Origin of the sequence: Geobacillus kaustophilus (genome assembly GCF_000948285.1) — a bacterium.
Classification (GTDB): domain Bacteria; phylum Bacillota; class Bacilli; order Bacillales; family Anoxybacillaceae; genus Geobacillus; species Geobacillus thermoleovorans_A.
This window is the reverse complement of sequence record NZ_JYBP01000003.1, coordinates 1534103-1556473: the sequence shown is the minus strand read 5'-3', so window position 1 is coordinate 1556473 and position 22371 is coordinate 1534103. Positions and strand designations below refer to the sequence as shown.

The 22371-nt window shown below is 50.9% G+C and carries 25 protein-coding genes and 4 pseudogenes; 22 read left to right on the top strand and 7 right to left on the bottom strand.

Going from position 1 to position 22371, the window contains the following annotated elements; all coding sequences use genetic code 11:
• The first annotated feature begins 57 nt into the window (after positions 1-57).
• On the top strand, positions 58-480 hold the full coding sequence (locus tag LG52_RS18945) for an AMP-binding protein (RefSeq protein WP_075261689.1): 423 nt from the start codon (positions 58-60) through the stop codon (positions 478-480).
• Positions 481-674: 194 nt separating this feature from the next.
• Here the strand turns inward: LG52_RS18945 and LG52_RS08140 are convergent, their stop codons facing one another.
• Entirely contained in the window at positions 675-1169 is a 495-nt protein-coding gene (locus tag LG52_RS08140) for a hypothetical protein (protein ID WP_044731548.1), read from the bottom strand.
• Positions 1170-1403: 234 nt separating this feature from the next.
• Here LG52_RS08140 and LG52_RS08135 point away from each other — a divergent pair, with 234 nt between their 5' ends.
• Complete coding sequence (locus LG52_RS08135) at positions 1404-2561, top strand: CapA family protein (protein ID WP_044731547.1); 1158 nt, start codon at positions 1404-1406, stop codon at positions 2559-2561.
• 45 nt (positions 2562-2606) lie between these two features.
• Here the strand turns inward: LG52_RS08135 and LG52_RS18940 are convergent.
• The 4 genes and pseudogenes from LG52_RS18940 to LG52_RS20525 form a co-directional block, all read right to left on the bottom strand.
• Positions 2607-2714: pseudogene (locus LG52_RS18940) on the bottom strand (class D sortase); the annotation flags it as partial.
• Positions 2715-2723: 9 nt separating this feature from the next.
• Complete coding sequence (locus tag LG52_RS20805; protein ID WP_269430412.1) at positions 2724-3188, bottom strand: processed acidic surface protein; 465 nt, start codon at positions 3186-3188, stop codon at positions 2724-2726.
• A gap of 28 nt (positions 3189-3216) precedes the next feature.
• Positions 3217-3447: a hypothetical protein gene (locus LG52_RS20800; RefSeq protein WP_269430411.1), complete on the bottom strand. Its 231-nt coding sequence runs from the start codon at positions 3445-3447 to the stop codon at positions 3217-3219.
• A 23-nt stretch (positions 3448-3470) separates the two neighbouring features.
• Positions 3471-3716, bottom strand: coding sequence for a hypothetical protein (locus tag LG52_RS20525; RefSeq protein ID WP_231578617.1), 246 nt, complete (start codon positions 3714-3716; stop codon positions 3471-3473).
• A 185-nt stretch (positions 3717-3901) separates the two neighbouring features.
• On the opposite strand from LG52_RS20525, the gene LG52_RS08125 reads away from it, so the two are divergent.
• The 13 genes and pseudogenes from LG52_RS08125 to LG52_RS08070 all read left to right on the top strand — a co-directional run.
• Positions 3902-4219 carry a hypothetical protein gene (locus tag LG52_RS08125; protein WP_044731546.1) on the top strand — a complete coding sequence of 106 codons (318 nt, stop codon included), beginning with the start codon at positions 3902-3904 and terminating at the stop codon, positions 4217-4219.
• Between the two features lie 606 nt (positions 4220-4825).
• Positions 4826-5032 carry a hypothetical protein gene (locus LG52_RS18935; RefSeq protein WP_075261690.1) on the top strand — a complete coding sequence of 69 codons (207 nt, stop codon included), beginning with the start codon at positions 4826-4828 and terminating at the stop codon, positions 5030-5032.
• Entirely contained in the window at positions 4998-6479 is a 1482-nt protein-coding gene (locus LG52_RS08120; protein WP_231584438.1) for an aldehyde dehydrogenase family protein, read from the top strand. Before LG52_RS18935 ends, LG52_RS08120 begins: the two co-directional genes overlap by 35 nt.
• Positions 6479-6688, top strand: a pseudogene (locus LG52_RS08115) (enoyl-CoA hydratase/isomerase family protein); the annotation flags it as partial. The gene LG52_RS08120 and the pseudogene LG52_RS08115, both read left to right, overlap by 1 nt.
• Before the next feature lie 192 nt (positions 6689-6880).
• Complete coding sequence (locus LG52_RS08110) at positions 6881-7756, top strand: PaaX family transcriptional regulator C-terminal domain-containing protein (protein WP_231578618.1); 876 nt, start codon at positions 6881-6883, stop codon at positions 7754-7756.
• 259 nt (positions 7757-8015) lie between these two features.
• On the top strand, positions 8016-9008 hold the full coding sequence (locus tag LG52_RS08105) for an MBL fold metallo-hydrolase (protein WP_044731543.1): 993 nt from the start codon (positions 8016-8018) through the stop codon (positions 9006-9008).
• Positions 9009-9518: 510 nt separating this feature from the next.
• Positions 9519-10454, top strand: a complete 936-nt coding sequence (locus LG52_RS08100; protein ID WP_044731542.1) for a Phenylacetic acid catabolic protein — start codon at positions 9519-9521, stop codon at positions 10452-10454.
• Positions 10454-10780, top strand: coding sequence for a metal-sulfur cluster assembly factor (locus LG52_RS08095; protein WP_044731541.1), 327 nt, complete (start codon positions 10454-10456; stop codon positions 10778-10780). The genes LG52_RS08100 and LG52_RS08095 overlap by 1 nt, the downstream gene beginning before the upstream one ends.
• Positions 10777-11040: a hypothetical protein gene (locus tag LG52_RS08090; protein ID WP_044731540.1), complete on the top strand. Its 264-nt coding sequence runs from the start codon at positions 10777-10779 to the stop codon at positions 11038-11040. The genes LG52_RS08095 and LG52_RS08090 overlap by 4 nt, the downstream gene beginning before the upstream one ends.
• Positions 11007-11651 (top strand): Phenylacetic acid catabolic protein, encoded by a 645-nt coding sequence (locus LG52_RS08085; protein ID WP_044731539.1) that lies wholly within the window; start codon positions 11007-11009, stop codon positions 11649-11651. Before LG52_RS08090 ends, LG52_RS08085 begins: the two co-directional genes overlap by 34 nt.
• A 144-nt stretch (positions 11652-11795) precedes the next feature.
• Entirely contained in the window at positions 11796-12593 is a 798-nt protein-coding gene (locus LG52_RS08080) for an enoyl-CoA hydratase/isomerase family protein (protein ID WP_044731538.1), read from the top strand.
• Between the two features lie 123 nt (positions 12594-12716).
• Positions 12717-14294, top strand: a complete 1578-nt coding sequence (locus tag LG52_RS08075; protein ID WP_044731537.1) for a benzoate-CoA ligase family protein — start codon at positions 12717-12719, stop codon at positions 14292-14294.
• Between the two features lie 29 nt (positions 14295-14323).
• Positions 14324-14638, top strand: a pseudogene (locus LG52_RS08070) (adenine deaminase C-terminal domain-containing protein); the annotation flags it as partial.
• A gap of 283 nt (positions 14639-14921) precedes the next feature.
• Here LG52_RS08070 and LG52_RS08065 read toward each other — a convergent pair.
• Positions 14922-15392 (bottom strand): annotated as a pseudogene (locus tag LG52_RS08065) (rhamnogalacturonan acetylesterase); the annotation flags it as partial.
• Positions 15393-15660: 268 nt separating this feature from the next.
• On the opposite strand from LG52_RS08065, the gene LG52_RS08060 reads away from it, so the two are divergent.
• From LG52_RS08060 to LG52_RS20990, 4 genes are all read left to right on the top strand, one after another.
• Positions 15661-16914: an esterase/lipase family protein gene (locus LG52_RS08060; RefSeq protein ID WP_044733155.1), complete on the top strand. Its 1254-nt coding sequence runs from the start codon at positions 15661-15663 to the stop codon at positions 16912-16914.
• Between the two features lie 712 nt (positions 16915-17626).
• The gene (locus tag LG52_RS08055; RefSeq protein WP_419761067.1) at positions 17627-17875 is read left to right on the top strand and encodes a Uma2 family endonuclease; all 249 of its coding nucleotides are present in this window, start codon (positions 17627-17629) and stop codon (positions 17873-17875) included.
• Between the two features lie 2 nt (positions 17876-17877).
• Complete coding sequence (locus LG52_RS08050) at positions 17878-18183, top strand: 4a-hydroxytetrahydrobiopterin dehydratase (RefSeq protein ID WP_044731535.1); 306 nt, start codon at positions 17878-17880, stop codon at positions 18181-18183.
• On the top strand, positions 18180-18335 hold the full coding sequence (locus tag LG52_RS20990) for a hypothetical protein (protein ID WP_407059895.1): 156 nt from the start codon (positions 18180-18182) through the stop codon (positions 18333-18335). Before LG52_RS08050 ends, LG52_RS20990 begins: the two co-directional genes overlap by 4 nt.
• 71 nt (positions 18336-18406) lie before the next feature.
• Here LG52_RS20990 and LG52_RS08045 read toward each other — a convergent pair whose 3' ends face one another.
• Positions 18407-18934 (bottom strand): YceI family protein, encoded by a 528-nt coding sequence (locus LG52_RS08045; protein ID WP_044731534.1) that lies wholly within the window; start codon positions 18932-18934, stop codon positions 18407-18409.
• A 165-nt stretch (positions 18935-19099) separates the two neighbouring features.
• On the opposite strand from LG52_RS08045, the gene LG52_RS08040 reads away from it, so the two are divergent.
• From LG52_RS08040 to LG52_RS08030, 3 genes are all read left to right on the top strand, one after another.
• Complete coding sequence (locus LG52_RS08040) at positions 19100-19957, top strand: MurR/RpiR family transcriptional regulator (protein ID WP_044731533.1); 858 nt, start codon at positions 19100-19102, stop codon at positions 19955-19957.
• A 136-nt stretch (positions 19958-20093) separates the two neighbouring features.
• The gene (murQ, locus tag LG52_RS08035; RefSeq protein ID WP_044731532.1) at positions 20094-20981 is read left to right on the top strand and encodes an N-acetylmuramic acid 6-phosphate etherase; all 888 of its coding nucleotides are present in this window, start codon (positions 20094-20096) and stop codon (positions 20979-20981) included.
• Between the two features lie 23 nt (positions 20982-21004).
• Complete coding sequence (locus LG52_RS08030; RefSeq protein ID WP_044731531.1) at positions 21005-22369, top strand: PTS transporter subunit EIIC; 1365 nt, start codon at positions 21005-21007, stop codon at positions 22367-22369.
• Positions 22370-22371 lie beyond the last annotated feature (2 nt).

Genomic DNA, 22371 nt, shown 5'->3' with positions numbered 1-22371 from the left:
TTATGGAGAGAGGAGGATGGGGTGATATGGCGGTTAGAATAGAGCGAAAAGGAAGATATGCATGCACGCGAATTAATTCGAAGAGGCGCAAAATATCATCCGAATCATACAGGCGTGATTTTCCAAGGGAAAAGTTTAACATTCGAACAGGTACTTCACAGGAGCAATAAATTGGCTAATGCTTTACTAAGGATGGGATTGAAAAAAGGAGACAGAGTGGCTTCCCTATTATCGAATTCTCTTCAAAGTGTTGAAATTGACTTCGCTTTATTATTAAGCGGACTTGTACGTGTTCCTCTTAATACAAGACTGTCAGAAAATGAACATCGCCATATGATCAACGAAACTGAGGCAAAGGCTATTTTGTTCACGGAAGAGTTTACGGATCGCGTCACAGCATTAAAGCCAACATTATCTTCCGTAGAGCATTATTGTCAATTGAATAGCACCCCTAATAAAAAGACAATGCGTTCTATATAGGTGCAATTTGGAACCTTATCATTTGTAGTTTTTACAGAGCAATTGAATCGGCTATCGGGGGACCGAACAACGCCGCTTCCAGACACATGTATGGATCTGTTGAAGCGAGTGGTTGTTCGGTCGTTCATCACGCTAAGGCGTGACGAAGAAGAGGCGCATTTATTTATAGAAGGTTAAACGCTGCGTCGGCCGTGTTACTCCGCCTTCTTCAGCAAATAAATCTCCTCCTCCACTCTCGCGATGCGGCCAAGTTGATAATCAAGCCGCTGATGAATGAGGGAGATGTCTTCTTTTGTCGCCATTTGCTCGCGAAGGCGGGGGAGCTCGTCTTTTGTTGCCATCTGCTCGCGAATGCCAGCCATTTCTCCGCGGAGGTTGGCGATTTCGTGGCGCATGCCGTCTTGGATGCTTCGCTGCTCGAGTTGATTGTCGCGGATCGCTTTGATCATTTCCGTGTTTTCTTTCATCTGCTCTTTCAGCCAACGCAACTCTTCTTCCTGCTTGTCCATCCGCTGTTCAAGTGTATCCATCCGTTGTTCAAATTTGTCCATCCGTTGCTCGAGCTTATCCATCCGTTTTTCAAGATTGCCCAATTTTTGCTTCACCGTTTGCATGTCTTGCTTCATGACGGACATGTCATCGACAAGACTTTGGACAAGCGTGGTTAACTGCCGCAACAGCTCTTCCATGAAGAAACCTCCTTATCAAGATGGGATTCACTCGGGGCGTTTCGATCATGAAACATGAGGAGTCCAAGATGCGGAAATGGTGAGGAAACGCCTGCAAGCTCATTATATCATGGGTTGGATAGGCCATCACTCCTAAATTGCGGAAAACAAAAGGAATAAATAGGGAGTGTGTTGAATACATCATTAGCCGAAGTTTTGGTAGTTTTAAGAAAATAGATTGATAGGAGAGGGACCATGAACGGATGGATGCAGGGGAAAAATGCGGCGCTTTTGTGTGTGGCGTCCGTCTTTTTATTTTCTTGCAGCAACGCGGTTGATCGCGGTGTCGAGGAAGTGCTGGCAGCGCCAAGCGAATCCGCGGGGCAAATGGTCGAGCATCCGCCGCTACCGAGTCCGATCGACAAAAGGACGATAGCGTCAGCATCTGCCGAACAAGCCGCTCCGAAACCGAACGAAGTGCGCATCACGCTGAGCGCGGCGGGCGATGTGACGCTCGGGCGCGATGGAAATTATGGCTATGCGTATTCGTTTGATGAAGAAGCGAAGAAGCACGGCTTGCGCTATTTTACGAAATACATTGAGCCGATCTTCAAGAAAGATGATTTTACGACCGTCAATTTGGAAACGACGTTGACAACTTCGACGCGCAAGGCAAGCAAAACGTTTCGCTTCCGCGGCCATCCAAGCTATGCAAAAATTTTAACCTACGGCGGCATTGATGCTGTGAATCTGGCCAATAATCATACATACGATTACTTGCAACGAGGATACAATGACACGATTGCCAGTTTAAAAAAGGAAAACATCGGTTATTTCGGCCGCACGCTCCGGCTGATGAAAACCGTCAAAGGAATCCAAATCGGGGTGCTCGGCTACGAAGGTTGGAGCAACACGAGCACGTTGCGCAGGCAAATTGCCAATGACATCCGCACATTGCGGAAACAGGGGTCCGATCTCATCCTGATTCATTTTCACTGGGGAGTGGAACGAAGCTATGTGCCAAACAGCACGCAAAAGGCGCTCGGGCGCTTTGCGATTGACAGCGGCGCTGACTTGGTTGTTGGTCATCATCCGCATGTCATTCAAGGGATTGAGGAGTATAAAGGGAAGTTTATCGTCTACAGCCTCGGCAATTTTATGTTCGGCGGGAACAAAAACCCGAGCGACAAAGATACGTTTGTCTTCCAGCAGACCTTTTCTTTCCAAAACGGCAAGCGGACGGCGAAAAAAGAAATTCGCGTCATCCCGTTTCACATTTCGTCAGTCACGACAAGAAACAACTATCAGCCGATTCTGCTGACGGGAAAGGAAGCAAACCGGGTGAAAGGGAAAATCATCTCGCTGTCGGCGAAAATCAAAAAGCCGACATGGACGGCATACGAAGTGCAGTAAAAAAGGATGGCCCCTGTTTCAGCCATCCTTTTGCTTTTTGCAAGGTTAAGAACGTTCATTGATTAAATTGGCCACAAGCACGTACCGCTGTGGAGCGGGGCCGACGTAGCGGAACGGATAGCACGTGGAAACGGTGAGCGTCGCTTTTGGTTTCCGGTTCATTTATTTCGCCTCGGCTCCTTGACAAAAGCGGACAAGGAATGCGCCGGCACCGATTAAGGTCAAACCAAAAAGCATATAAGCGGTATACGGGGATGCCGTCTTCGGCAGTTTCGCTCCGCTCTCGGTCCGCTTCAGCGGTTTCGGCGGCGCCGGTTTCACCACTTTTTCGATTTTTGCCGCCTGACCTCCATTTTGCAAGTCTTCCCCGATCTCATCGAAAATATCGGAGGCAAACATCTCTTCGGTCACAACAAAATCGGCAAGCAGTTCGCCTTCGGTGCTGTAAATTTCAACAAGCAAATCGCAGCCGTTTGCCGATTTCATTGTCAGGAGCGTCGACAGGCTGAGCGGCTTTTTCTCACCGTTTTTTGTCAAATAAAACTTTGCTTCTAGTTGAAAGGCGGAAAGCAGGTCGGTCCATACATCGGCGATTTCAGCGATTTGCGCTGGCGAGAGTTCCGTCACGCTTCTGAAATCGTGCGCACCGATCGCCTCAAGCCGCTGGCCGATTTCCTCCATTTTTTTTGGCGAATTGCGGATCTTCCATATTGAGCGATTCAAAATGGTTGTATAACTTTTCTAACTCCGCGTCCGTCAAGCCGAGCTCGTTTAAATCCGGAAGCAAGTAGTCGATGACGGCCTCCGACAGTTCCTCGACCGTCGCATAATTGTCAAGCGAATCGCCGTTTTTCGCCAACAGTTTTTCCAATTGCGTCTTTGTCATGCCAATTTCTTGCAAAAATTCGTTTAATGTTCCTCGTTCAGTGGTGTTAAGCTTTGGTAATCGAGTTCGCGGCGCAATTCGTCGATGATGTCAACTTCATCGAGCGAATAGCCTTCATAGTTCAAATAATTTTCCAGCTCTTCGACTGTGATCCCTGCTTCATTTAAATACTGTTCTAAAGCGGGATCGTTGCGCTCAACAGCCAACGCTGAAGCTGGCCATACAGTGGCTATGGCTGCGGCCAAGGCAAAAGGAACGATGTTTTTCATGTCGTGACCTCCGTTTGTTTGTATATAGGGGCATGAAAGGGACGAAAATAGTGAAATATATAGAAATATTTTTATATGGAACAACCTCCTTGTTGACATCTAATGTTTTCCATGTATGACTTTTTGGAGGAAAGGTATGCTAACCGTTGAACAGAAGCTGTCGCGTAAAAGGAGGTGGAGGTGCAATGAACCGCTTATTCCGTCTGTTCCGCGTTCAGCAAGGCCGCGGATTGTGGAATCCATGGCTGAGGTTTGCTAGACGACGAGGAACGAATAACGCCATCTGGACGCTTATCAGCTTAGGAGTAGGGGCGGCGGCCGCCGCAATGGTTGGCGTTGGAAGGAGGCCGCGCATAGGGCGGATGACGGTGGGGCCGATGCAAAATATGATCCGAGGCCTGAACCGCTGGATGGGACGGCGAATGGGAACGACGCGGATCGCTCCGGTGGAGTTTGCCGAAGAAATGGCTCCAGAGCGTCCGGGCAATCAGCAGGACAAATAATGGTTTTTTGCGTGTCCTACAAGCCGGCGGTATTGCGTTCGCCGGCTTTTTCTATGTCGCCTGGTTTGATGGTTCGTGCATATATGGGCGACACGAACGCTGCAGTGAATGGACAAAATCATGGTGAAAAGGGGATTCAATAGTGCCAGCAGATGACGGAAAGAAACGGGTTGTGATGTTGGTGAACCGATTCATTTGTATCCTGCTTCGGAGATCAATATAAAAGAATGGGTGTTATCACTTCTTGAAAGTGGAAACGACGGAATGAAACGTGGCGAGTTGGCGTAAGGGAGTGTACGGCAAAAACAAATGTGGGGAAACGAGTCAGGCAGTGGAGCAACGTTGCTCTACTGTTTCAAGGCTTTTTTTGAGAAAACCCGACGGGATGTAACGCATCCCATCGGGTTTTCTTGATCAGGACGGTCGTTTCTGTTCCATATAATTAAAAAGCCATGAGCTACTTCGTATCGATCAAAGGATAGAAGGAATATTATAAATCTTCATTTTTTTCAGCTTTATTATTGACAGTGTGTTTAAATTTTAATAGCATTATGTTAAACAGACGATGTTAAATAAAACGTAATAAAACAGAGAGGTGTCTAGCCGATGCCGATAGGCAGGGAGGTGCGCTGCGTGTTTTGCGGCTCAGTGAACGTAGCGCCGCTATCGATGTTTGGGACCGCTCAGCTCGTTTCGCAATACTATTGCCATCAATGCAAAAGCGTGTTTGAGCGGGTGAGATGGAGAGACGATGCCAAGGAGGAAGGGGAGCCCACTGATGAAGATCAAGCAGCATTATCCGCTGTTTATTAACGGCCAGTATGTCGAGAGCAGCAACGGAGAAGTGTTTGAAACGATCAATCCGGCGACAGAGGAAGTGATTGCGACCGTCGCCAAAGCCACGAAAGAAGACGTAGATCGTGCCGTCAAGGCGGCGCGCGCGGCGTTTGAATCGGGAAAATGGTCAAAAATGACGGGAGCGAAGCGGGCGCGCCTGCTGAATCAAATTGCCAACTTGATGAGAGAACGATTCGATGACTTGGTGTATGCGGAAGTGTTAAACAGCGGTAAAACGGTCGATGCGGCCAAAGGGCAAATTATGCAAGCAATTGAGGATTTTGAATTTTATGCAGCTGCAGCAATTACGTTGCAAGGCGACGTCAACCAAGTGCCAAACGGCTTTTTCAACTACACGGTCAAAGAGCCGGTCGGTGTATGCGGACAAATCATCCTGTGGAACTATCCGTTGATGATGGCGGCTTGGAAGCTCGCGCCGGCATTGGCAGCCGGGTGCACGGTCGTGTTAAAGCCGGCAAGCTATACGCCGATCACCGCTTATATGCTGGCGGAAATTTGCCAAGAGGCCGGGATTCCGGATGGCGTCGTCAATGTCATTTCTGGAAGCGGTTCTGAAATCGGTCCGTATATGACCGAGCATCCGGGTATTGACAAAGTGGCCTTCACCGGAGAGACGGAAACCGGCAAAGACATTATGCGGCGCGCCTCGGAGACGTTGAAGCGAGTGACGCTCGAACTCGGCGGGAAATCGCCAAACATCGTGTTTGATGATTGCGATATCGAAGCGGCGGTCAACGGCTCGCTTTACGGCATTTTTTACAACACGGGGCAGTCGTGCGAAGCGCGTTCGCGGCTGTTTGTGCATGAAACCATTTACGATGAGTTTATGGAGAAATTGATTGAAAAAGCGTCCCGCATCCGCGTCGGCAACCCGTTTGAAAGAGGGGTGCATATGGGCGCGGTCATTTCGCGAAGCCATCAGCAAGTGATCGACAGCTATGTGAAGCTGGCGGTTGAGGAAGGCGGCGAAATTTTATACGGCGGGAAAATCCCGGAAGGTGAGGAGTTTGCGAAAGGCTATTGGTACATGCCAACGATTATCGGCAATGTAAGAAACGACATGCGGGTGGCGCAGGAAGAAATTTTCGGTCCAGTCGTCGTTGTCATGAAGTTCCGTGACGAGGAAGAGGCCATTAAGCTGGCGAACGATACGATTTTCGGGTTAGGATCAGCCGTTTGGACGAAAGACCACGGAAGAGCCCATCGCGTCGCCGCGCGCATCCGCGCTGGGATTGTCATGGTCAACTCGCCGATTTCCGCATTTCCAGGCACGCCGTTTGGGGGGTACAAGCAGTCGGGGTTTGGCCGCGAGCTGGCGCTTGAGACGTTGAACTTATACACTGAGACAAAAAGCGTCGTCTCTTATATCGGCACTAAACCGTTGAACCTATTTGGCATTTGATCACGCCGCAAGAGGCGCTGGACATTGGACTGGTGAACCGAGTGTTTCCGCAGGCGGAAACGAGAGAGCGGACGCGGGAATATGCGCGCAAGCTCGCGAGCAGCGCGACGTATGCGGTCTCGAACATCAAGCTGGCGATCATGAACGGGAAAGAGATGCCGCTGAATGTGGCGATCCGCTGCGAAGGCGAGCCGCAAAACTTGCTGTTCTGATCCGAAGACGCGAAAGAAGAGATGAGCGCCTTTTTGGAAAAACGCCAACCGAATTGGATCAGAGTGCATATCGGCCGTTTCGGCCGATATGTTTTTATGAAAACATAAATTTAGCGCTTGAAAGGGAAGGTGATTTCGTACCATAATAAAAGAAAAATTCAAAAAAAAAAAGACAAGGTGTGAACAGCAGTGAAGCCGAGAGCGCTCATGTTTACGTTATTTGGGGAATATATTCAACATTATGGGAACGAAGTATGGATCGGAAGCTTGATCCAAATGATGTCCCACTTCGGCATTTCCGAGTCGTCCATCCGCGGAGCGGCGCTAAGGATGGTGCAACAGGGATTTTTTGAAGTCCGGAAAATCGGCAACAACAGCTATTATTCGTTGACGCCGAAAGGGAAACGGACGATGATGGACGGGTTCAACCGCGTCTATTCGCAGCGGAACTACAAGTGGGACGGCCAATGGCGGGTGTTGACGTACTCCGTTCCCGAAGAAAAACGGGAGCTGCGCAGCCAAATCCGCAAAGAATTAAGCTTGATGGGGTTTGGCCTCATCTCCCACGGGACGTGGGCGAGTCCGAATCCGATCGAACCGCAAGTGATGGAATGGGTGAAAGACTATCATTTGGAGCCGTACGTCATTTTGTTTACGGCGAGCTCCATCGTGTCGCACAGCAACGAGCAAATCATTGAGCGCGGCTGGGATTTCTCTTATATTGCCAAGGAGTATGACCGGTTTATTGAAACGTACGAACGAAAGTACGAAGAATTCCAACAACGGGCTTGGAACAATGAGCTGACTGACCGCGAATGTTTCATTGAGCGGACGAAACTCGTGCATGAATATCGGGGTTTTTTCTTTATTGATCCGGGATTTCCGAACGATTTATTACCGGATGATTGGAGCGGAACGAGGGCGCGGGAGCTGTTTTTTAATGTCCATCAGCTGCTCGCCGTTCCGGCCATCCGCTATTTTGAGACATTGTTTGAGGCTGCACCAGATCGTGAGGTGACATTCAACCGCGATAAGGCGATCAATCCGTTTATGGAAATGATTTAACGGCATCTCTAAGGAAGTCCTCCACTTCTAAACGAAGGGGAGGTGGGGGATGACAACCGTCGGGCAGACGGGGGGCGCTCGGTCCATTTTAGTCATAAGACAGGATCATCCGAGAAGCTCCTACCTCTAAGCAAAGCATAGATGGCGGGGGGTGTCACCGTTTATGCGTCTAAAATGGATTGGGGGATATCGGCGCCTGGCATGTCCACTTGAGGCGCTGTGAATAAGAGGAAGGAAAAAAGCAGGGGGAGGGGAAAGGATGGCGCAGATTGAAATGGAAACGGTAGGAGACGGAATTTACCGCGTTCCGATTCCAGTCCCGTTTCCAATGAAGTATGTCTATTGTTACGTATGCCGGGAGACGGATGGGTGGAGCATCGTTGACGTTGGCTTTCGCGATCCTGAGGCGATTCGTGCATGGGAAACGGTGTTTCGGCAGTTGGGGATCAAGCCGCGGCACGTTCGCGCTATTTACATCACTCACTTCCATCCAGACCATTTTGGCTTGGCCGGGTGGATGCAGCAGCAGACGGAAGCGCCCGTCTGGATCAGCGAACCGGATTATGCGATGGCGGAACGGGTGTGGGGGGAAGAGAGCGTCCAGGCGAGCGAAGTAGGTGCCATGTTTCGCCGCCATGGCGTGCCGGATGAGCTGGTAACGGACATTGAGGAGAGCATGTGGAAGCTGTCGCTGCGCGTCAGCCCGTTTCCGGTGCTAACCGTTTTGGATCGTTCGGACATTGTGCTGGGGCAGCGGAGATGGGCGGTCATCCCGGTTCCGGGGCACAGCGATGGATTGATCAGTTTTTATCAGGAGGAATCTCGCCAGCTGCTTGCATCGGACCATGTGCTTGACCGCATTACTCCGAACATTAGTGTATGGCCGGGCGCCCACCCAAATCCGCTCGAGCAATATTTTGCTTCGCTTCGCAAAGTGGAGGGGCTTGGGGTGGATGTGGCTCTGCCTGCCCATGGCGGGGTCATTCGCCAATTTCGCGAGCGGATCGGCGACATTTTCCGTCATCACGAACAACGGTTGCAAAAAATGAAAGCGCTAGCAGGATCGGGGTCCACCGCCTATGAAGTCGCCCATCGCGTGTTCGGCCATAAGCCGTTGACGGCGCACCAATGGCGATTTGCAGTGGCTGAGACGCTGGCGCATTTGGAATATTTGGTGTCTGTCGGCGAATTGCAAAAAGAGGAGCATCGCCATGCGGTCATCTATCGGCAATGCCCGATGTCCAGCTGTTAGCCAGCTGGCTTTTTTTTTTGCCTATATAGATGCAATTTGAAGCTTTAACATTTGCAGCATTTACCAAGCATTTGCTCGACTGTCGGGCGACCGAACAACGCCGCTTCCAGCCCCATGTATGGGTCTGTTGAAGCGGGTGGTTGTTCGGTCTTCCGTCACGCCCTGGCGTGACGGAGGCAAGCCACAGGCTTGCCTTCGACAGTCGAAAAAATGGACAAACAACTTTTCCGTCAAGGATGTGTTAAACTTTTTCGTTGCCTCTATATAGTTGTGCAACTAGTGGCTCCATGAAAATTACACGAACGGAAAACAAATGTTGTATACTCTGAAAAACGACCGAATGGAACAAAGAGACAGAATGGACGGTTGATCAGCAGAAATAAAAGGATTTCCAACTAAAAATAATTTTCCGATTTTTCTTATTTTTATGTTGACAACACTATTTACGTTGTATTAACATTATGTATAGAATACGATAGTTAAAAAAAACGTAATAAGGAAGGTGAGAATATGGATCAAGCAACGCTGCTAAAGGAAAAAGTTCAAAATGGATTTATCGTCGAAGGCATTGACGATATGAATGAAGAGTATTTAAACGCGTTGAAACAGACGCTGACGATCGTCGGCGACACCGAGCTGCTGAGCGTCCCGCCGCTGCTTACGGTGTACGACCAAGCGCCGACATTAAACAGCAAAATTACAGCGCTGGCCATTATGCAGGATGAAATCGGCCATGCCCACATCGCCTATCGGCTGTTGAAAGATTTGGGCGAGGATGTTGACAGGCTGCTGTACGAGCGGGAGGCGCACCGTTGGAAAAACCCGTACGCCTTTGATTTTGAGTTGTCAAACTGGATTGAATTCGGCGTCTTCAATGCTTTTTTTGACCGCGCGGGCTACACCCTTCTTGGCGATGCGTTTGAGCATACGTCGTACGGGCCGTGGAAGCGGGCGCTCGTGAAAGTGGACAAAGAGGAGCTGTTCCATCTTCGCAACGGCGAGATCATTATGAGAACAGCGATGCAGGATCCGAATTTGCGCGAAGAAGTGCAAAAAGCGGTCGACTGGATGTTTTTAATGGCGCTTGAGTTTTTCGGGGTCGAGGACCGGTTGAAAAGCCGCTCGGCGCAGCTGGAGTACCGCTTAAAAGGGCGGACGAATGACGAACTGCGGCAAAAATGGCTGTCAACGGCCGTTCCGTTCTGCGAATCAATCGGTGTCAAAGTTCCTGCCCATTACGATGAGGAGCAACAAAAATACGTGCTCGATGTGCCGTTCCCGTGCAAGTTTGACCCGGTGAACAAAAAATGGCTGTTTGACCAGCCGGATACGTGGGACAACGTCATCAAGCGGTTTAAACAGCGGGGCCCGAAAAATAAAGAGTTCGTGGAACGGATTCAACGCGGGGCGAAGGAACTCGAACAACTGCGAAAGGAAGCGGTGTGATGGACAAACGGAACACCGAAACGGAAAAGTATTGGCAAGCGCTGAAAGAAGTGATGGATCCGGAATTTCCGATCAGCGTCGTCGATATGGGGCTCATTTACCACATTGAAAAAGTGGATGAAGAGCTCCATGTGACCATGACGTATACAGCGGTATCATGCGCTTGCATGGAGTGGATCGAGCAAGACATCCGCGATCGACTGCTCAAAGAGAAAGGGGTTCGTGACGTTCATATTCACGTCGTTTGGGATCCGCCGTGGACGGTCGACAGGATCAGTCCGGAAGGGCGCGAGAAATTGAAATATTGGGGGGTGAGCTCCACATGACAGCGGCCCAACGACGAAAAACGTTTGACATTTTCGCTCGCGTGAAACGAGGCGACCAATTGGTCCACATCGGCACAGTGGAGGCGGAAAACGAGGAGCTGGCAAAAGTATATGCCACTTACACGTACGATGAGGAAGATTGGGCGGAAATGGTTGTTGTCGATCGCAGCGAGCTCGTTTGGGTGAGAAAACCGAAGTGGCTATGCCTAAAGGGGGAGGAGGCGCAATGGAACAAAGGCAGTCTGCTGTGCATTCGCTGATTGAGTTGCTCGAAACGATCGCTGACAATAAATACGTTCTTGGCGACCGCCTTGTTGAGGTCGGGGTCAGCGGTCCGAATTTGGAAGCCACGCTGGCATCGATCGCGATGGCGCAAGGAGAGCTCGGACATGCGCGCTTGTTGTACAACTGGTGTTTCGATTTGCGCGGCTTGAAAGGAAAAAAGCCGGAAATTTACCGCCAAACCGGAAAAGCGCTGGCAAGCGCCGTCAACGTGCATAACTGGATCACGCTCATCGCCGCACTATACGCAACAAACACCGCCATTGACGCTGTTTTGCAATCCGCACTCGATGCCAACCATCCTGCCATTGTATCGCGAATCCAGAAGTTGATCCGAGAACAACAAGATCATCTTGTATACGCCAAACATTGGGCGCAGCAGCTCGCCCATGAGCGCGGCGCTGTTCCTCATCGTTTCCGTGCAGCGTTGAACGCCGCGGCGAACGAAGCGGCGGCTTGGTTAAAAGAGGTTGAAAGCAAGGAAGAGTTGCAACAGGAAGGGTACTTGCCGAACGGAGTCAAGCTCGTTGAACGGCTGCAGCAGGAATTGAAAACGGTTGCGGCTGAACCTTTCGTTCAGTTGAAATAACAACAGCATACAAGGAGGTGAGGAACAGACGGTATTCTTTCTCTCTCTTGAAGCGCAAGGGAAATGAACTTTTCAAAACAAGGTCTATCTGTCGTTGCCTGCGTGAAACAATCAAATCATTTTTGAAGGAAGGGGAATGAAACAATGACTGCTGTAGAAACGAAAAAACAATATTTAACGGTTGTCAAAGAGGATGGGATTGCCGAGATTCACTTGCACATTAACAAATCGAACTCGTATGATTTGGAATTTTACAAAGAGTTCAATGCAGCCATCGATGACATCCGCTTTGACCCGGACATCAAAGTCGTCATCGTCATGAGCGATGTGCCGAAGTTTTTCTCGGCAGGGGCGGATATCAACTTTTTACGCTCGGCTGATCCGCGGTTTAAAACGCAATTTTGCCTGTTCTGCAATGAGACGCTCGACAAAATCGCGCGTTCGCCGCAAGTGTACATTGCCTGCTTAGAAGGGCATACGGTCGGCGGCGGGTTGGAGCTGGCGTTGGCGTGTGATTTGCGGTTTATGGGCGATGAAGCAGGGAAAATCGGGCTGCCGGAAGTGTCGCTTGGCGTGTTGGCCGGAACAGGCGGCACGCAGAGGCTGGCGCGGCTCATCGGCTATTCGCGGGCGCTGGATATGAACATTACGGGCGAAACGATCACGCCGCAAGAGGCGCTGGACATTGGACTGGTGAACCGAGTGTTTCCGCAGGCGGAAACGAGAGAGCGGACGCGGGAATATGCGCGCAAGCTCGCGAGCAGCGCGACGTATGCGGTCTCGAACATCAAGCTGGCGATCATGAACGGGAAAGAGATGCCGCTGAATGTGGCGATCCGCTACGAAGGCGAGCTGCAAAACTTGCTGTTCCGCTCCGAAGACGCGAAAGAAGGGATGAGCGCCTTTTTGGAAAAACGCCAACCGAATTGGAAAGGCATTTAACGTGTGGTTAGCGGAGCCTTTGAAATGGAGACAGATTCATCCTTTCAAAGGCTTCGCTGCCCAGTTGTTTTGCACGCTGATTCACCGGGCAGTTCAATTTCATGGGGAATGGGATGGTGAACAATGGAATTGCGCGGGTTCGGCAGGCTGTACAATGCGGCGGAGGTATTTATTGACCATAACGTTCAGGGCGGGATGGGAGAGAAAACGGCCATTTATTATCGCGATGAGCAAATTTCCTACCAGGAATTGCAAGAAAAAGTGAACCAAACCGGCAATATGCTGCGGGGGCTTGGCTATCGGATGGAAGACCGGCTGGTGATGGTCTGCCACGATACCCCCGAGTTTATCTATACGTTTTTTGGCGCCATCAAAATCGGAGCGGTGCCGATTCCGGTCAATACGATGATGCAACCGTCGGATTACGAATATTTTTTAAACAACAGCCGGGCGAAAGTGTTGGTCATTCACGAAGACTTATGGGAGCGTCTTCAGCCGATTCGCGAGCGGTTTGCTTTTTTGCAAGATGTCATTGTCATTCATGAAAACGCTAACAGTTCCATCGAGGGAACGCTTTCCTTTCATCGGTTGCTCGCCCGCACGGATAAGGAGCTGGAAGCGGCGCCGACGAACAAAGATGATGCGGCGTTTTGGCTGTTCAGTTCAGGAAGCACGGGGGATCCGAAAGGAATCATCCATTTGCAGCACGATATGGAATATGCGTTAAACACATACGCCAGACAAGTGCTGGGAATCAACGAGAATGACCGCTGTCTGTCGGCGTCGAAACTGTATTTCGCGTATGGCCTCGGCGGCGGAATGTATTTTCCGTTAGGCGTCGGCGCCTCGACCGTGCTTGTGAAAGAGCGGCCTTCGCCGGAGGTGATGTTTCAGGCGATTGAAACGTACAAGCCGACGATCTTTTTCGGCGTGCCGACGTTATACGGCGCCATGATCGATTATGCAGAAAAAGCCGGCCGGCGCTTTGACGCTCGTTCGTTGCGCGTCTGTGTCTCCGCTGGTGAAGCGTTGCCGCCATCGTTTTATTATAAATGGAAGCAGCTGTTTGGGGTCGACATTTTAGACGGCATCGGCTCGACGGAAGCGTTGCACATTTTCATTTCCAACCGCATTGGCGACGTCAAACCGGGCAGCTCCGGAAAGGCGGTTCCGGGCTATGAAGTAAAAATCATTGATGGGCAAGGGAATGAACTGCCGCCAAATGAGGTGGGCGACTTGATCATTCGCGGCGACTCGATTGCCCACGGATATTGGAACCTTCACGAGCAAAACAAACAAAAATTCGTCGGAGAATGGCTGTATATTGGCGATAAATATTACCGCGACGAAGAAGGGTATTACTGGTATTGCGGGCGCTCCGATGATATGCTGAAAGTCGGGGGCATTTGGGTTTCCCCGATCGAGGTGGAAAACTGCCTTCTGCGGCATGACGATGTACTGGAAGCAGCCGTAGTGGGTGTGGAAAATGAAAACGGGTTGGTGGTTCCGAAAGCGTTCGTCGTGTTGAAAGACGGCGTTCCTCGTTCAGCCGAGAAGGAAGAAGAGCTCAAGCAATTTGCGAAGCAACATCTGGCCCACTATAAATACCCGCGCATCATCGAATTGATCGACGAACTCCCGAAAACAGCCACTGGAAAAATTCAGCGCTTTAAACTGCGTCAGCTATTGAAACAACGATGAACGAGGCGAAAGGAACGATCGGCTATGAAGCGAAACGAGTGCACGAAATGGGCGGCGGGATTGTTGTCGTGGATGACGGCAAGACAGTGGTGGAAATTCCGCTGCCGTTTACCGGCATGATGACGACCGGTCATTCGTTTGACACGGCTGTCCGCTTCCACGATGAGCTGTTGGCGCTGTTGCAAGAACGTGGATTTCCGTTCCATGATATTTTGTATACTCTCTTGTTTTTAACGTGCGATTTCCTGCCGGGTCTTCGCCTAATCCCGTACGGTTTGTACGATGTCAAGCGGGCGGAGATTGTGCTGCCGGCTGAAGGGCTGGAAGAAAAAGCAGTGAAATAACGCGGCAAGGAGTGCAACAGCGCGCGTGTTCGTCTTGTTGGAAAAAGGATAGCGACATGAACGCGGCGCCGGCCGCCTGGTCGTTTCCGCACGGTTTTCGATGAAAACTTGTCGTTCAAATAGAGTTGTTCCGTTGGCAACGTCCGGCGGGAATGAAAGGCAAAAAAGACGCCCATCCTAGCTTGGATCGGACGGGCCTTGGGTGAAAGGCAAAAGGGTCACTGCCGGCGTCATGACGTTTAGTAGATGAGCTAGTGCGGCTAAGGGCCAAGAACCGCTCGGTTTAGCGGCTTCGCACAGGTTCTTGTCCCAGTGAACGGATCAGGTGGCGGCGGAGGGGGAGGTTGAGCTCCATAATCCCCTCGACGACTAGCCGGGCGATTTCTTTTGCCCCGCGTTCGTGGAAGTGCGTGTTGTCTTTGATTCCATGCGGGTAATTCGGATGCTCGCCGGGCGCAAGCCATAAGAACAACCGTTTCGTCCGTTCCGGACCAAGCTGTTCAAACCGCTGTTTGCTTTTTGAAGTCAAATCGATGACGGGAACGTGCTCTCTCTCCCCAAGCGCCTTCATGGCCGCAGGATAAAGTCCATGCGAGTTGAGCGCCCGCCCGTCGGCGGAAAAGCGCCGCCGCTCGACCGGAGTGATGAGGACAGGGGTTGCCCCTTTCGCGCGGGCGCCGTTAATATACCGCTTCAAGTATGATTGGTAGGAGGTGAATGGTTCGGTGTAGCGCGCCGGATCGTTCACCTTTTTCTGTCGTTATCGTGGCCCGCGTTTTGTGCGTTTATGTGCCGCGGCGCTAATCGATCCGCTTTTTCCGCCGTCATCGCTTGGATGTGGCTGATCAACTGCTGCTCTTTGGTGGTTCAAGTCGCGATCCGATATAGCCGCGTTTCCTTTCTCCAGCAGGAAACCCCGACAATTGCAGGGGTTGAAGGGCCTTGGTCTTATGTATAAAATATTATGGTAATTCAGAATAAAAAGATTTTGGCCTATTGAAGGAAAGGAGAGGGAGAACATGATGAAATGCTGTCGGCGTGTTGCTCTTGTGTTGCTCGGATTATGGCTTGTGTTCTGCCTATCTGTTCCGGGAGGGCAAGCTGAAGCGGCGGCTTCGCGAGCCAATGATGCGCCGATTGTGCTTCTCCATGGCTTTACCGGCTGGGGACGAGAAGAAATGTTTGGGTTCAAGTACTGGGGCGGGGTGCGCGGCGATATCGAACAACTGCTTAACGCCCAGGGGTATCGAACGTACACGTTGGCGGTCGGCCCGCTCTCAAGCAACTGGGACCGGGCATGCGAAGCGTACGCCCAGCTTGTCGGCGGAACGGTCGATTATGGTGCGGCCCATGCGGCGAAGCACGGCCATGCGCGGTTTGGCCGCACGTATCCGGGCTTGCTGCCGGAATTAAAAAGAGGCGGCCGCGTCCATATCATCGCTCATAGCCAAGGAGGACAGACGGCCCGCATGCTTGTGTCTCTCCTAGAGAACGGAAGCAAAGAAGAGCGGGAGTACGCCAAGGCGCATAACGTGTCGTTGTCGCCGTTGTTTGAAGGCGGACATAATTTTGTGTTGAGTGTGACAACCATTGCCACTCCTCATGACGGGACGACGCTTGTCAATATGGTCGATTTCACCGATCGCTTTTTTGACTTGCAAAAAGCGGTGTTGAAAGCCGCGGCTGTCGCCAGCAATGTGCCGTACACAAGTCAAGTATACGATTTTAAGCTCGACCAATGGGGGTTGCGCCGTCAGCCGGGTGAATCGTTTGACCAATATTTTAAGCGGCTCAAACAGTCCCCCGTTTGGACGTCCGCAGATACCGCCCGCTATGATTTATCCGTTCCCGGTGCGGAGGCGCTGAACCAATGGGTGCAAGCAAGTCCGAACACGTATTATTTGAGCTTTGCCACAGAACGGACGTATCGCGGAGCACTCACAGGCAACTATTATCCCGAACTGGGGATGAATGTATTCAGCGCCGCCGTATGCGCCCCGTTTCTCGGCTCGTACCGCAATGCGGCGCTTGGCATTGACGACCGCTGGCTTGAGAACGATGGCATCGTCAACACGTTTTCGATGAACGGGCCGAAGCGTGGATCGACCGATCGGATCGTGCCGTATGACGGGACGTTGAAAAAAGGAGTTTGGAATGATATGGGAACGTACAATGTTGATCATTTGGAAGTGATCGGCGTTGACCCGAATCCGTTGTTTGATATTCATGCCTTTTATTTACGCCTTGCCGAGCAGTTGGCGAGTTTGCAGCCTTAATGAAGGGATGATCAGCCAAACGGGCAAAAAGCCATCTCGGTCGGATGGCTTTTTTCTTTGAAAACGAATTCATGGACGGTGATGTTCAGCCTGGGTTGGAAGTAAAATTTACTCATGGATGTTTTGGTGGAGTCAGCACCTGAGTTGTATGACGGCTGTGGATGTTCGATGGTATAATAGAGGCACAGCTTCGTGGATGGGGGAATGGGCTTGAAATCGACTGAGCGACAAAAGGAACGGTATACGTATCAAGATTATGCCAAATGGGACGGACGGTGGGAGCTGATCAACAGAGTGCCCTATAGCATAGCACCGGCCTCTTCGTTTGTCCACCAGTCTATCGTCGGCGAATTGTATGTTGCTTTGCGATCATGTTTTCGCGAAAAAGGATGTGCAGTTGTCATGGCGCCGTTTGATGTACGCCTTGATGAGCGGCGGACTATGAACAGGCGGAGCATGTGGTGCAGCCAGACATCTCTGTCATTTGCGTTCAAACTGTAGATGAGTATTTTTTATTACAATTATTTCCATAATTTAAGAGACAAGCAGGGTACCCATTACGCGACAGGCGATTGGGATGAAAACTCCAATGATGGGAGTCCGTTTCATATCTCCTTTCCATTTGATTGTAAATTTATGTTAGCGAATTTGCTCATCTACAGTTCAAAGCAAAATTGGCAGCCGAGGGTGCGATGGTCCGCCGGATTTCGTCGTGGAAGTGCTTTCGCCAAGTACAGCGTTGAAAGACCGGAACGAAAAATATAAGCTGTACGAACAGTTCGGCGTCAAGGAATATTGGATCGTGGACCCGCTGCACCGGACAGTGGAAGTGTACGGCCGCGGCGAAAAAGGGTATGAAGCGGAGCGTGTTTGGCGAACGCGATACGCTCTCCTCATTTTTGTTTGCGGATTTGGCGATTCCGCTAGCCGCTATATTTCAAATATAGAGAGTGAGGGATAAAGGTGCGGTTAACGGAAACGGAAGTGCAAGCGCTGCTCGAAGAAGCGGACGGCTGGAAGCTGGCCGATGAGCGGTGGATTGTGAAAAAATACCGTTTTCAAGACTACTTGCAAGGAATCGAGTTCGTCCGGCGAATCGCCGTGATTTCGGAAAACGTCAACCACCATCCGTTCATTTCGATCGACTACAAGCTCATCACCGTAAAGTTGTCCTCATGGCGGGCGAAAGGGCTGACGAAGCTCGATTTTGAACTGGCGAAGCAGTATGATGATGTGTACAAACAGATGAAGCAGGTGGAAGGGGAATGATGACGAATCGAGTGGCACTCATCACCGGAGCGGCGCGGGGGATCGGCTATGAGGTGGCGAAAACGTTGGCAGCGTCGACCGAAGAAATCGCCCATTATGTTCTTTTTTGGCAGGGGAACAGGCCAAAGGCGTCACTGGGCAGGCGGTCGTGATTGACGGCGGGTATACAGCGCAATAAAGGTGTCCCATTGCTTTTTGGGACACCTTCGTTTCACTTGATCATTCAGCTGAGGGCGAATTCAAAGCTTGCAAGGATTTTGACTTCTTTCCCGACGAGGAATCCGCCGGTTTCGAGCGCGACGTTCCATACCAACCCGTAGTCTTCACGGTTGATGGTTCCTTCGACGTCAAAACCGACCGAGATGCCGCCGGTGAGCGGGTTTTTCACTTGGCCGTTGTATTCGACTTTGAACGTTTCCGTTCTCGTCACGCCGCGGATCGTCAGTTTCCCGGTCACTTCATATTCCGTGTCGGAAAGTTTGCGCACCGATTCGCTGACAAAGGTGATCGTTGGATGGTTTTCGACGTCGAAAAAGTCAGCCGTGCGGAGATGGTTGTCGCGGTCTGCGTTTTTCGTATCGATCGAGGCGGCGTCGATCGTCGCTTTCACTTTCAGCGACTCGAGTTCGTTGATATCGCCTTGCACCTCGACGTCAAAGTTGGTGAATTCTCCTTTCGCTTTGGAAATCATCATATGTCTGACTTGGAAGGCGACAGAGCTGTGCGCTTTGTCGAGTTGAAATGTCGTCATCGTTCTCCCCCTCTTGTCATGCGATTCATATTCACATCATTAGCATAGCAAATATATATCTCGAATTCAAACATTTTTTATTCGAGTTTTTTGGTAACATGGAGTGTAAAGGCACATCCATGATAAGATAGAGAGGGAACAGCGTATAGAAAGGGAGAAAAAATGATGAACGAACTCGGCATTTTAATGAAAATTGAGCAGCAGCTCGAACGGTTTTCGCCGGCAGAGAAAAAGGTGGCTGCCTACATTTTAGAGCATGCTGAGTTAGTGCCGAATATGACGACGAAAGAGTTGGCGCAGGCGTCGGATACGAGCGAGGCAAGCGTCGTCCGCTTTTGCAAGACGGTCGGCATCGGCAGTTTTCCGGGATTGAAACTGGCGCTCGTTCGCGAGTTGACGACGGCCGATATGAGCATTAACGATTTTTCGATTCTCGACAAACCAGTTTCTCCGCATGAATTGTTTGTGAAAGTGACGTATGTCAATAAGGCTGCGATTGAAGCGGTGACCACGACGCTTGATAAGCGAGAGCTCGAAAAAGCGGCAGAGGCGATCATGAAAGCAAAGAAGCTGCTGTTCTACGGAGTTGGCGGCTCGGCGGCCGCTGCGATGGATGCCAGTTACAAGTTTACGAAACTCGGCTATATGGCGGTGATGTCGCCTGATTTCCATACAATGCTGCCATTGGTAGCCCATTTGAACGAAGGAGATGTGTTCGTAGCGATATCGACATCTGGAAGGACAAAGGACGTATTGGAGATCGCCCGATTTGCGAAAAAACAGCACGCTACGGTCATCGCCATTACGAAGCTTGATCCAACGTCTCCATTGTATAAAGAGGCCGATATCAAGCTGGCGCTGCCGGACGTGGAGCAAGATCACCGCATTGGCAGCATGGCATCGAGAATGGTGCAGCTCAACGTGATCGATGCGCTCTATTTAATCACGTTCCATCGTGTGGGGAGCCGGGTGATTGAACGATTTCACCAGACAAGAGAAGAAGTGGTGCGGTTGCGAAGATAAAGCGGGCTTGAGACGAGCCCGTTTTTTTGTGGGGATGTTTTGAAAATCAAAAAAGAATATATTGATATTTTATTTCATAAATATATAATATAATTATGAAATTAAATTTCAAAATTCGTTTAAAGAGGTGACAAAATTGCTCGAACGTCTGACGACGGAACAAAGCAATGAAAAGACAAAATGTTTGGATGAAATGACGGTGAAAGAAATTTTACAAGTGATGAATGAAGAAGATCAGACCGTGGCGGCCGCTGTGGCGAAACAACTCGATTCGATTGAGAAGCTCGTACAGATTGTTATCGCCGCGTTTCAACGCGGAGGGCGGCTCATCTACGTTGGAGCAGGAACAAGCGGCCGGCTCGGTTTGCTTGATGCCGTTGAATGTCCGCCGACGTTTGGCGTTGATCCAAAGATGGTTCATGCGGTGATCGCCGGGGGGTGGGAAGCAATGGTCAATGCGGCGGAAGGAGCAGAAGATGATGAAGAGGCGGCCGTTCACGATCTCGAGGCATTGGGCTTGACGGAAAACGATGTGGTCGTCGGCATTGCGGCGAGCGGACGGACGCCATATGTCGTGGGCGCTCTTCGCTATGCGAAGCAAGTGGGAGCAGCGACAGGAAGCATCGCCTGCAACCAAGGAGCGAAAATCAGCCAGTATGCGGATGTGCCTGTGGAAATTGAAACCGGACCGGAAGTGCTGACCGGTTCAACGCGCCTCAAGGCCGGAACCGCACAAAAAATGGTGCTCAATATGATTTCGACCGCTTCGATGGTCAGCATCGGCAAAGTATATGGCAACTGGATGATCGATGTGCAGGCGACGAACGAAAAGCTAAAAGAGCGGGCAAAACGCATCTTGATGGAGGCGACAGGCGTGAGCGCCGAAGAAGCGTCCCTCTATTATGAACAGGCCAACGGGGAGGTGAAAACAGCGATTGTCATGATTTTAGGTGGATGCAGCTATGAAGAGGCGAAAGCGCGATTGCAAAAAGCCGGAGGTTTTGTGCGAAAAGCGCTTGATTAACCAATAGAGGGGGAGAGGAAAGAATGAGTCGAGAACGACAAATGGCCGCAATGTTGCTTTCGCATTTGGGGGGCAAAGAGAACATTGTTCGCATTGCTCATTGTATGACACGGGTGCGCGTGTCGCTGCGTGATCCGGACAAAGCTGAGATCGCAGCTTTGAAACGGATCGAGGGAGTGATGGGGATCATTGAAGACGAAACGTTGCAAATCGTCGTCGGCCCTGGCGTTGTCAACAAAGTGGCGGCGGCGTTGTGTGAGATGACGGGTTTAGAGCTTGGGGAAGTGATGGAAGACGAGCTCGAGGACATCGCGGAGCGGACAAAAGCGAAGGTCAAAGCGCGCCAGCAAACGCCGCTTAAACGGTTGTTGCGCAAAATCGGCAGCATCTTCATCCCGCTCATCCCTGGTTTGGTTGCCTCAGGAATCATTAACGGCATCGCCAACTTTGCCAAGAATGCTGGCATTGATCCGGCGGCAACGTGGCTGCAGCTACTGCTTTTGATTGGCGGCGGAATTTTTGCTTCTCTTGGTGTGTTAGTCGGCTACAATACGGCGAAGGAGTTCGGCGGCACTCCCGTATTAGGGGCGATTGCCGGCATTCTCGTGTTCAATCCGGCGCTGGCTGATGTCAAACTCTTTGGGGAAGCGCTTACACCTGGAAGGGGAGGGGTGTTTTCCGTCCTGTTGGCAGCTTGGCTGATGGCGGTCATCGAAAAACGGGTGCGCCGATTCGTCCCGAATGCGGTTGATATCATTGTGACACCGCTCATCACGGTGCTCATCGTCTGCTTATTTACCTTGATCGCCGTACAGCCGATTGCGGGATGGCTGTCGCTGGCGATTACAAACGGATTAAAAGCCGTGCTCGATATAGGCGGAGTGATTGCCGGCGCGGTGTTGGCCGGAACGTTTTTGCCGCTTGTCATGGTCGGGCTGCATCACGGTTTGACACCGATTCATATGGAGCTGATTCAAAAACTCGGTTCGACGCCTCTATTGCCCGTATTGGCCATGGCGGGCGCCGGTCAAGTTGGGGCGGCGATTGCTGTGTATGTGAAAACGAAAAACGAGCGGCTCCGCAACATTATTAAAGGGGCGTTGCCGGTCGGGTTTTTAGGCATCGGTGAGCCGCTTCTTTATGGAGTGACGCTGCCGCTGGGGCGGCCGTTTGTCACCGCATGCCTCGGAGCGGCGGTCGGTGGTGCGTTTCAAGCAGTGATGAAAACGGCGGCTCTTGGTATCGGCGTGTCCGGGCTGTCACTCATTCCCCTCATCGCTGATGGAAAGTACATCACGTATTTGATCGGATTGGTCATTTCGTACACGCTCGGCTTCCTATTTACCTATTGGTTCGGATTTAAAGAGGAAATGGCAGAAAATATATAGCG

Bases quoted from the DNA above. Each gene is read 5' to 3' on its own strand.
- LG52_RS08075 (WP_044731537.1), top strand. From the start codon at position 12,717: ATGGAATTGCGCGGGTTCGGCAGGCTGTACAATGCGGCGGAGGTATTT.
- LG52_RS08085 (WP_044731539.1), top strand. From the start codon at position 11,007: ATGGAACAAAGGCAGTCTGCTGTGCATTCGCTGATTGAGTTGCTCGAA.
- LG52_RS20990 (WP_407059895.1), top strand. From the start codon at position 18,180: ATGATGACGAATCGAGTGGCACTCATCACCGGAGCGGCGCGGGGGATC.
- LG52_RS08080 (WP_044731538.1), top strand. From the start codon at position 11,796: ATGACTGCTGTAGAAACGAAAAAACAATATTTAACGGTTGTCAAAGAG.
- LG52_RS08120 (WP_231584438.1), top strand. From the start codon at position 4,998: ATGAAGATCAAGCAGCATTATCCGCTGTTTATTAACGGCCAGTATGTC.
- LG52_RS08125 (WP_044731546.1), top strand. From the start codon at position 3,902: ATGAACCGCTTATTCCGTCTGTTCCGCGTTCAGCAAGGCCGCGGATTG.
- LG52_RS18945 (WP_075261689.1), top strand. From the start codon at position 58: ATGCATGCACGCGAATTAATTCGAAGAGGCGCAAAATATCATCCGAAT.
- LG52_RS18935 (WP_075261690.1), top strand. From the start codon at position 4,826: ATGCCGATAGGCAGGGAGGTGCGCTGCGTGTTTTGCGGCTCAGTGAAC.
- LG52_RS08100 (WP_044731542.1), top strand. From the start codon at position 9,519: ATGGATCAAGCAACGCTGCTAAAGGAAAAAGTTCAAAATGGATTTATC.
- LG52_RS08095 (WP_044731541.1), top strand. From the start codon at position 10,454: ATGGACAAACGGAACACCGAAACGGAAAAGTATTGGCAAGCGCTGAAA.
- LG52_RS08140 (WP_044731548.1), bottom strand. From the start codon at position 1,169: ATGGAAGAGCTGTTGCGGCAGTTAACCACGCTTGTCCAAAGTCTTGTC.
- LG52_RS08040 (WP_044731533.1), top strand. From the start codon at position 19,100: ATGAACGAACTCGGCATTTTAATGAAAATTGAGCAGCAGCTCGAACGG.
- LG52_RS08135 (WP_044731547.1), top strand. From the start codon at position 1,404: ATGAACGGATGGATGCAGGGGAAAAATGCGGCGCTTTTGTGTGTGGCG.
- LG52_RS20525 (WP_231578617.1), bottom strand. From the start codon at position 3,716: ATGAAAAACATCGTTCCTTTTGCCTTGGCCGCAGCCATAGCCACTGTA.
- LG52_RS08060 (WP_044733155.1), top strand. From the start codon at position 15,661: ATGAAATGCTGTCGGCGTGTTGCTCTTGTGTTGCTCGGATTATGGCTT.
- LG52_RS20800 (WP_269430411.1), bottom strand. From the start codon at position 3,447: ATGACAAAGACGCAATTGGAAAAACTGTTGGCGAAAAACGGCGATTCG.
- LG52_RS08030 (WP_044731531.1), top strand. From the start codon at position 21,005: ATGAGTCGAGAACGACAAATGGCCGCAATGTTGCTTTCGCATTTGGGG.
- LG52_RS08090 (WP_044731540.1), top strand. From the start codon at position 10,777: ATGACAGCGGCCCAACGACGAAAAACGTTTGACATTTTCGCTCGCGTG.
- LG52_RS08045 (WP_044731534.1), bottom strand. From the start codon at position 18,934: ATGACGACATTTCAACTCGACAAAGCGCACAGCTCTGTCGCCTTCCAA.
- LG52_RS08105 (WP_044731543.1), top strand. From the start codon at position 8,016: ATGGCGCAGATTGAAATGGAAACGGTAGGAGACGGAATTTACCGCGTT.